This is a genomic window from Pedobacter agri PB92, from assembly GCF_000258495.1.
Classification (GTDB): domain Bacteria; phylum Bacteroidota; class Bacteroidia; order Sphingobacteriales; family Sphingobacteriaceae; genus Pedobacter; species Pedobacter agri.
In genome coordinates, this window is the sequence record NZ_AJLG01000200.1 from 1 (window position 1) to 8,383 (window position 8,383).

The following is an 8,383-nucleotide window of genomic DNA, read 5'->3' on the forward strand; positions in this document are numbered from 1 at the left end:
GGCTTTGTTATTTTGCGTTATAGCAGATTAGAACCTCACACCAAATGTTAAAAATACATTATTTCTATTGCTTTTCACATCGGCAACAGGTTCTGAATAATCATCTAACAGGTACGGACTAGAATTGAAATTCGTTTTATAGTTTTGGTAAGCTAAATCAAAGTAATAGTTGTCAATACGGTAGCCAATACCACCTGTGATGAACTGGCCTTGGTAGAATGAATTCTCTCCACCCTTAATACCATTTCCATTTACTGCATAACCACCTCTTAAACTTACTTCACTGGTTACTTTTACTTCAGCACCAAGTCTGTAGTTTACGGCCTCTTTATATGATGCTTTTATAAATGCATTATTATCATTAATTGTTGCAGAACTACCACCGCCATCGGCAGAAAAGCGCATTGAAGAGTAATCAATATAATCTACATCTGCAGAAATTAATGCAACATTTCCGATTACATAACTTAAACCAGCTGATGCTTTGAGTGGCGTACGAAGATTGTAAGTGAAGTCATAATATCTGCTTGGATTATTGATAGATTGTGCACTATTTGTTGCGTTACCAGCTAATCTTGCCTGTAGGGTTTCAGTGGTGTTATCTTCAATACTCATCCAGGTTGGCGTTTGAAAATTTAATCCAACTCGCAGTTCAGGTACCGGACGGTAAATCATTCCAAGTTTTAGGTTGAAGCCATTACCTCTGGTTTGTTGATACCTAAGATGGGTTAGCGTGTAGTTTTCATTTCCGGTATAAGCCGGTACAGTTAGCTGATCATCATAAGAATTCACAATACCTGACTCAGTAAATGATGCATCACTTGTATACTTTACATTTACAAAACTAGCTGTTGCCCCAAGATATAATTTGTTTGAAAAATTAAGTGCCCCAGCAATATTAAATTCCGAAGTAGAACCTAATCTGCTTTCACTCCAGTTTTGATCGAAGTTTGCATTATTGTACGGCTCAGCAGAAAATCCATTAGGAAAATTTGGTGCATTTCTATTAATCAAATAACTATTATAAGCATCTCCGGCAACAGAATTTTCTGTACCAAAGCCATTCGCCTGATCTACATATGCATCTCTAATTGAACTGTTTGTATTGATTCCGTTGTAATCAATATTATTCAAGAAATCATTGTTTCTGGTATAACTCAACCCGAAAACAGTACTTACAAGCCCTTTGTTTACATCAGAACCTTTCATTTTTGCTGCTGGATTGTAAAATACAACCCCCAAGTTATTCAAGTTGATTTGACTTTTATCTGATTTGATATTATTTCCCAGATAAGCACTCTCGTTAGAAACGCTGTTAAATTCCGGCGTAATATTAAATTCAGATTTTGTAAATAGTCCAAGCCCTGCAGGATTGGCATTAATAGAACCGATATCTCCACCTACACCAATCTGTGCGCCACCCATTCCTTTAAATCTTGCCGAGCTACCATAATTTGTTTGTGAAAAACGGAAAGCATCAGGTGCATAACTTTGGGCGTATGTTGTTCCTATAGTAGCTACTGTAGCTACTATGGTTGCTAATATTATTTTCTTCATTTGTGTATCTGCTAAAAATTATCCTCTTCCTGCTCTTGATGGTCTTGAGCCACCGCCTCCGCCACCACCAGTTGAACCACCGCCGCTGCTTCCGCTTGAAGATGGTGGAGGTGAATAACTAGGTCTGCTCATCTCTGTTCTTTGAGGAGGAGAGTAAGATTCATTTCTGGTTGGTCTGCTACTTTGAGTACCTTGAGGTGTATATCTTCCGGCACCGTTTGATGAACCTGATTGCTCATTACGTGTTGGTCTGCCGGCATTGTAATTTGGTGTGTAACCTTGTCTGCCTTGTCCATTCGGATTTGCAACACCTGAACGGCTTGGTCTGCCTGCATTACCAGCTGTTGAACCGCCATATGATCTTGGAACACCTCTGTCGTTGCTGCCAGGTCTTGGTCTGTAATTATTGTTTGTGTAAACGCCACCACCATAGTAGCCGCCGCCTATACCCCAGCCACCGCCGTACCAACCACCGCCCCAACCAAAGCGATCATAGTAAGAATATGGACCCCAGTTATTCCAGCCCCAATTGTTCCAACCAAATCCCATATTACCATAATAGAATGGATTGTTCCAGATGCTTCCGTAGCCGAAACCACCGCCCCAACCAAAGCCTCCGCCCCAGCCACCTAAACCATAACCGTTATTCCAGCCTAAGCCATAGCCTAAATAATTAGTGGCACCATAGCTGTTTCCATAGTAAAAGTTTTCATAATATGGGTCATAATATCCACGGAAGCTGCTGCCATTATAAAAACGGTTGATTCTTGAGGAATAATCCATGTCATAATATGGATTGCTGGTTCCGTAATATTCGTCGTTGTAATCTGATTGTTCCTGCGCCTGAACTTGATTTTGAGGTGGAACATAAGCTTCTACCTCTCTCGCCTTCGCAACAGAATTATAAACATCGTCATTAGCTTTGGTTTGAGCCAATTTCGTTGTAGAGCATGATGCAACCAACCCAGCGGCTGCGATCATTACAATGGGTAAAAATTTAATTGGTTTCATTGTGTTTATATTTAGTTGTGTGTGTTCACTAATTTACTAAAAATGGATCAAATTTACTAAAAATCAACTATTTAATTAGTCAGATTTATGTATTAAAACAAAAGCCTGCCATCTATAATCGTTTTGTAGGCATAAATTTATAAATTTGTGATCTTATTTTACATATTTTAACACACAAATTACGTTCCAAATACATAACATGAGCAAAGAAATTACAAGCAGAGATGCAGATTATTCTCAATGGTACAATGATATTGTTATAAAAGCCGATCTGGCTGAGCATTCAGCAGTTAGGGGTTGTATGGTGATCAAGCCAAATGGCTATGCGATATGGGAAAAAATGCAAGCTGTACTCGATAAAATGTTCAAGGATACAGGACATCAAAACGCCTATTTTCCATTGTTCATTCCGAAGTCATTTTTTTCAAAAGAAGCATCTCATGTAGAAGGTTTTGCAACGGAATGTGCGGTGGTGACACACTACCGTTTGAAAAATGACGGTAACGGTAATATTGTAGTGGATGAGTCAGCGAAGCTCGAAGAGGAACTTATCGTGCGACCAACATCCGAAACTATTATTTGGAATACTTATAAAGGTTGGATTCAATCTTACAGAGATTTACCTATTTTGATTAATCAATGGGCAAATGTTGTTCGATGGGAAATGCGTACCAGGTTATTCTTACGTACTGCAGAATTTTTATGGCAGGAGGGGCATACTGCCCATGCAACTGCCGAAGAAGCTATTGAAGAAACAGAACGTATGTTACACATCTATGCCGACTTTGCTGAAAACTGGTTGGCAGTTCCGGTAGTTAGGGGAAGAAAATCCCCAAATGAAAGATTTGCAGGAGCATTAGATACTTATTGTATCGAAGCGCTGATGCAAGATGGAAAAGCGCTTCAGGCTGGAACTTCTCACTTTTTAGGTCAGAATTTTGCAAAAGCTTTTGATGTGAAATTTACGGGTAAAGATGGTAAGTTAGATCATGTTTGGGCAACTTCCTGGGGTGTTTCAACAAGGTTAATGGGAGCTTTAATCATGGCACATAGTGATGATTCGGGTTTAATTATTCCACCAAAACTTGCTCCGATACAAGTTGTGATCGTCCCAATTTATAAGAGCGATGAAGACTTGGCGAAAATTTCTGCCTATGTTAATGAATTAACTATGCGTTTAAAAGGACTTGGCGTTTCTGTCAAATACGATGATCGGGATACACAACGCCCGGGCTTTAAATTCGCTGATTACGAATTAAAGGGGGTTCCTGTTCGTATTGCCATTGGCGGTCGTGATTTGGAAAACAAAACAGTTGAGATAGCCCGTAGAGATACCAAGTTGAAGCAGACTGTACCTCAGGAGGGATTGGATATTTACATTGTAAAATTATTAGAAGATATTCAAACCAGCATGTTCAATAAAGCGTTGGCTTATAGAGATGATCATATTACCGAGGCTAACAGCTATGATGAGTTTAAAGAACTGCTAGATGGTAAAGCTGGCTTTATTTCTGCGCACTGGGATGGAACTCCAGAGACTGAACAAAAAATTAAAGAAGAAACAAAGGCAACCATTCGTTGTATTCCTTTAGATAATCCCTTGGAAGATGGCGTTTGTATTTATTCAGGTAAGCCATCTACACAACGCGTATTATTTGCAAGAGCATATTAATAGAATGTAAACGGGTTAGGGTAGGGTGGTAGAAAAAATCTTATCCCAATACTTGATTTTTACATCTCAATAGTAATAAAATGAAATTCGGAACAAAAGCTATACATGCAGGTCAAGAACCTGATCCAACAACTGGTGCGGTAATGACACCAATCTATCAAACTTCTACTTACTGGCAGAAATCGCCGGGAGATAATAAGGGGTACGAATATTCCAGAGGGACAAATCCTACGAGGAAGGCTTTAGAAGATTGTCTTGCGGCTTTAGAAAACGCCAAATATGGGTTAGCATTTTCAAGTGGTATGGGCGCTACGGATGCAGTTTTGAAATTGCTGCAACCGGGCGATGAAGTGATTACGGGAAACGATTTGTATGGCGGTTCTTATCGGATTTTTACCAAAATTTTCACTAAATACGGCATCAAATTTCATTTTCTGGATTTATCAAAGCCAGAAAATATGTTGCCTTACATCAATGATAAAACAAAGCTGGTTTGGATTGAAACGCCAACCAACCCAACCATGCAAATCATCGATATTGAAGGCGTGGCAAAAATCACGAAAGAAAGAAAACTGATTTTAACGGTTGATAATACTTTTGCGTCTCCATACTTGCAAAATCCAATTGATTTAGGTGCCGACATTGTAATGCATTCGGTGACTAAATATATTGGTGGTCACTCTGATGTGGTGATGGGTGCACTTGTAACAAATGACGAACAATTGTATAAAGATCTATGGTTTATCTACAATGCTTGTGGTGCAACGCCCGGTCCACAAGATTCATTTTTAGTTTTAAGAGGGATTAAAACTTTACACCTGAGAATGAAAGCGCATTGTGAAAATGGTGAGCGCATTGCAAAATATCTTAAAACGCATCCAAAGGTGGATAAAATTTACTGGCCAGGGTTTGAAGATCATCCAAATCACGATGTGGCTAAAAAACAAATGCGTGGTTTTGGTGGTATGATTTCTATTACTTTAAAAGATGCTGATTTGCAGGAGACATTTCGTATCTCATCTAATTTTAAAGTATTTACCCTGGCAGAATCTTTAGGCGGAGTAGAATCCTTAATTAACCATCCGGCAACAATGACGCATGGTTCAATTCCAAAAGAAGAACGTGAGAAAGTTGGTGTAACCGACAATTTGCTGCGTTTAAGTGTTGGGGTAGAGGATATTGAAGATTTGCTCGAAGATTTGGAAAATGCATTAAAATAAAATTCTAGCAGCCTAACGGATGCTAATGCCCTTCTTTCTGTCACCCAGTTGTTAAGCAAAGCGCTTATCAGTTGGGTGACATTTTACTATAAATACGAATGGATTTTTTAGATCTTAAAAATTTTCTGGATAGCAAAGTAGAGCAGTATAATCGGCCTGATTTCATTGAAAATGATCCGATATGCATTCCACATTTATTTCAGAAAAAGCAGGATGTAGAAATTGCTGGTTTTTTTGCCGCGTTACTGGCTTGGGGGCAACGCAAAACAATTATTAATAAGTGTAAGGAATTGTTAAACAGGATGGATTACGCACCTTATGATTTTGTACTCAATCATCAGGATCAAGACCTAAAAAAACTGCTAAACTTCAAGCATAGAACGTTCAATGATACAGATTTACTGTATTTTATTTCTTTTTTTAAAAATCATTACACCCATTTTAACAGCTTAGAACAAGCCTTTATTCCACCTGATCTCAGCGATACTGAACAATCTGTAGTAAATTATCCAACGGATTTATCTTCGACATCTCATGAATTGAGTGTAACGAATTTTAGCGTTGAAGATTCATTAAATCATTTTCGCCAGTATTTCTTCTCGATAGAAGATTTTCCTCACAGAACTAAAAAACAATATCTCCTCTCCGAAGCAAAAATCAACCTGTAAACGTCTGAATATGTTTCTGAGATGGATGGTTAGAAATGATGGAATGGGGGTTGATTTTGGGATTTGGAATGTCATAAAACCAAACCATTTAATTTGTCCTTGTGATGTTCATGTAGACCGGGTGGGGCGTCTGCTTGGGTTAATAAGCAGAAAGCAAACCGATTGGCTTACAGCAGTAGAACTGAGCGCTAATTTGAGGCAGCTCGATGATAATGACCCGGTTAAATATGATTTTGCATTATTTGGGTTAGGGGTGGAGAAAATCCTATAACTGCGCTAAAAAATTGAGAAAAGTCAAAAAAAACTTCTTTATCTCGATCAATCTTCCTATAATTACGTAGTCATTCTATTATCGTCTATTCCCAAAGCTATTATAAATGATTGCAGTTAATTTATCTGATGAGGATAGGTGGAAGAAATATAATAATTTCTCTCCCTTAATTTCAATATTTAAAAAATTTCATCCGCTCAATGATGAAATCGAGAAACGTATTAATCAGCATACTTTTCCAATTAGCTATAAAAAGAACAAATACTTAGTTTCTCCTGTTGATCGTAATAAATATTTATTTCTTATTGTAAAAGGCGTAGTAAGAGGATTTATCAAAGATGGTGTCTCCGAAATAACTACCTGGATTGCACAGGAAAACGAAATTGTGGGTACGATCCGAAACTTATGGATTGATGGCGATTCTGATGAATATCTACAAGCATTGGAAGACGTCGATTTGATCGCCATTCCACACGTTTTATCTGAATATTTATATGAGAATTTTGCCGAAGCGAACATTGTTGGGAGAAAAATGATGGAGCTTTATTACAGGTCCGCTGAAGAGCGGGCGTATCTGTGCAGGATTTCTTCTGCAGAAAAGAGATATAAGCGATTTCTGGTTTCTTTTCCTGATTTAATTAATAGGGTATCCCTAAAATATATTGCTTCGTTTTTAGCCGTTCGGCTAGAAACTTTAAGTCGAATCCGTGCTAAATTGTAGTTTTTAGAAAATCCATCACCAATACTCTGCTAAAAGGGCCAGTTCTTCGAAAGAAGATTGGCCCTTTTTCGCTATATGGGCTTATTACTTTTTACTCTAGATTTGTACTATAAATACTACATGTGGTTAAAAAGTTGTTGATTATTATCAAAAAAATTAGTGTGTCAAATTCTGATGTGCTGTCTTATAGTAATTTTTATTTCCATTTTTATTTGCTTTGTAGTATTGGTAATACAGTTTTTGACATTATATGTACAAAAAGACCCTCCGAAATGGGTGGAATTTGGAACTTGTACATGTCTGTATTTTAACATACTTTTGCCGCCCTTAAAACACCATGATTTAAAGTTATTTTTCGTGCTAAACTGATTTCAAATCAGCTAGATAACAAATTTTTGAATTTTAATTTTTCCTTATAGAAATCGGGAAATGGGAAGAATTAAGTAACGGTTACGAAGCACAGAGAACAACAAACAAAACAAGAAAACGCTCACAATATCTAACAAAAAAAATGAAAAAAAGTTTACTGCTGGTTTTGAGTCTTACATTAAGCATTCTGGGTGCTTTTGCTCAACAAAAAATGAAAGATGGTACAGTTGCGCAAAATAACTTACCAAACAAGGATGCGATTCTGGAATTAGAGAGCACTAACAAAGGATTGTTATTTTCAAGAATTTCATTGAAGAGTTCAAAGGACCCCTCGCCATTAGCCGCTCACACGGCGGGTATGATGGTTTACAATACTCAAAGCATATCTGATGTTGTTCCAGGTATTTATTATAACGATGGTACAAAATGGATTCTGGCCAGACAAGGACAGGCTTCAAATATTTCATACAATCCTACCACTTATACGATAACCTTTACAGATCCTTCTACCAACTTACCGGTGGTGGTTGATTTAAAAGACGTAGTAAAAAAGAATGAAACTTTGACTTTTTTAGTGAAACAAGAGAATGGAACCTATTTATATACTTCTGAAAACGGAAACAAAACAATTATCAATGTGCCAGCAGACGTTATCAATAACTTCCAGGCTATTGCAACCGATAATTCAGTAAGAACTATTCTTGAGAGTATTTTTAAAAGTACTGGAGGTAATGTTTCTTACGACGGAACCAATTTTACTTACATCGATAATGCCGGTGTTAAACAAACCATTAATATCTCACAGCTTGTTAAGGCCAATGAAACAGTAACTAAGTTAATAGATAATAAAAACGGAACCTATACTTACACTGCCGAAGATGGAAAGCAAACGAT

The 8,383-nt window shown here is 37.5% G+C and carries 6 protein-coding genes and 1 pseudogene; 5 read left to right on the forward strand and 2 right to left on the reverse strand.

Annotated elements, in window-relative coordinates; genetic code table 11:
- Positions 1-27: 27 nt before the first annotated feature.
- Positions 28-1,557, reverse strand: coding sequence for an OmpP1/FadL family transporter (locus ON09_RS20635; protein ID WP_010602969.1), 1,530 nt, complete (start codon positions 1,555-1,557; stop codon positions 28-30).
- An 18-nt stretch (positions 1,558-1,575) separates the two neighbouring features.
- The gene (locus ON09_RS24505) at positions 1,576-2,568 is read right to left on the reverse strand and encodes a hypothetical protein (RefSeq protein ID WP_010602971.1); all 993 of its coding nucleotides are present in this window, start codon (positions 2,566-2,568) and stop codon (positions 1,576-1,578) included.
- Between the two features lie 199 nt (positions 2,569-2,767).
- Here ON09_RS24505 and proS point away from each other — a divergent pair, with 199 nt between their 5' ends.
- The 5 genes and pseudogenes from proS to ON09_RS24515 all read left to right on the forward strand — a co-directional run.
- A complete protein-coding gene (proS, locus tag ON09_RS20655; protein ID WP_010602972.1) occupies positions 2,768-4,240 on the forward strand; it encodes a proline--tRNA ligase in 1,473 nt (490 codons plus the stop codon).
- Between the two features lie 80 nt (positions 4,241-4,320).
- Entirely contained in the window at positions 4,321-5,460 is a 1,140-nt protein-coding gene (locus ON09_RS20660) for a cystathionine gamma-synthase (protein ID WP_010602973.1), read from the forward strand.
- A gap of 98 nt (positions 5,461-5,558) precedes the next feature.
- Positions 5,559-6,399 (forward strand): annotated as a pseudogene (locus ON09_RS20665) (TIGR02757 family protein).
- A 106-nt stretch (positions 6,400-6,505) separates the two neighbouring features.
- Positions 6,506-7,120 (forward strand): Crp/Fnr family transcriptional regulator, encoded by a 615-nt coding sequence (locus tag ON09_RS24510; RefSeq protein WP_010602974.1) that lies wholly within the window; start codon positions 6,506-6,508, stop codon positions 7,118-7,120.
- 511 nt (positions 7,121-7,631) lie between these two features.
- The coding region (locus ON09_RS24515; protein ID WP_010602975.1) for a hypothetical protein at positions 7,632-8,383 on the forward strand (752 nt) is incomplete at its 3' end.